This is a genomic window from Bacteroides sp. 1001136B_160425_E2 (genome assembly GCF_015559655.1).
Taxonomy (GTDB): Bacteria; Bacteroidota; Bacteroidia; order Bacteroidales; family Bacteroidaceae; genus Bacteroides; species Bacteroides luhongzhouii.
The window spans coordinates 1-1,153 of sequence record NZ_JADMQH010000060.1; the positions used below are offsets into that span (position 1 = coordinate 1).

The 1,153-nt window shown below is 46.1% G+C and carries 1 protein-coding gene; it reads left to right on the plus strand.

Annotated elements, in window-relative coordinates; all coding sequences use genetic code 11:
• Positions 1 to 89 precede the first annotated feature (89 nt).
• Complete coding sequence (locus tag I2I04_RS23105; RefSeq protein ID WP_229034266.1) at positions 90 to 1,103, plus strand: hypothetical protein; 1,014 nt, start codon at positions 90 to 92, stop codon at positions 1,101 to 1,103.
• The last annotated feature ends 50 nt before the right edge of the window (positions 1,104 to 1,153 follow it).

The window sequence follows — 1,153 nt, forward strand, 5'->3', positions numbered from 1 at the left end:
TATTAAAATGCAACAAAATAAGAATCAGCAACTTGATGCGAAATTTAGGAAATTCATAAAAGTTCTGATAATGGCATAAATCCGAAATTTTGGATTTATGCCATATTTTCAAGAACTTAATGTTTCAGACACGCCATAACCGTGTGGCAGGTATCGGCAACACCAAAGGCTCTCAAAGGGCAATGAACCTCTTGTTCGCCATTCGTGACATCCAACTTCGTACAGGTCGTGACCTTGGGGCTACGTTTCTGTCGGGTACGGTGGTCGTGAACGCCCTTACCGAACTATATGTGATGTTCAAGTATTTGCGTCCGCAGGAGCTTCAACGGCAACGGATTAGCTGTTTCGATGCGTGGGCAGCCATATTCACAAAGAAAACGGCAGATTATGAGTTGAATGTGACAGGCTCGGTGAAGCGCAAAGAGCGTTTCCGTACTTACATCAAAGTACCGGAGCTGGCAATGTTCCTGCGTGAGATTACGGATTACTGTACAGCCGACATGATAAATCTTGACGTGCCTGAGAAGAACGTGCGTTTCCTCTCTTATCCCCCGACAATCGAGCAGGAGGAAATGATAGGACGCTTGGTATCTTTTGCCGGTAGCGGCCAGTGGGAGGACTTGGGGCTTGACGTTCCGCAACCCGACAACCTCGACAAGGCTAAAATGTTGGTTGCGACCAATGTAGCCCGAAAAATGGCTCTTGATATGCGCTTGTTGGGTTGCAAGTTCAAGGATGATGCCGATAACAAGGCTTCTATCTGTGCGAGGACAATCTATGACTACTATATACGCTCGAATGACAATCGGGGTACACAGTTCATCTTCAGCGATCTTGGTACATACAAACCGAACGAATGGAACATATATGCCGACATCAAAGAAAAGTTGGTACAACTCGGTATTCCTGCTGATGAAATACAGTTTATCCAATGCGCCACTACCGAGAGGGCAAGAAAAAAGCTGTTTGAAGAAATGAACAACGGCAAGGTGCGAGTTCTTTTTGGAAGTACGACCATGTTAGGCACAGGTGTGAACGCCCAGCAAAGGGCTGTGGCAGTGCATCACCTTGAAATACCTTGGGTGCGACATGAAGTCGCATAGATAATTGTTGGAATGATACTTACGGGTATCAGCTTTAACCCGCTGTTCCG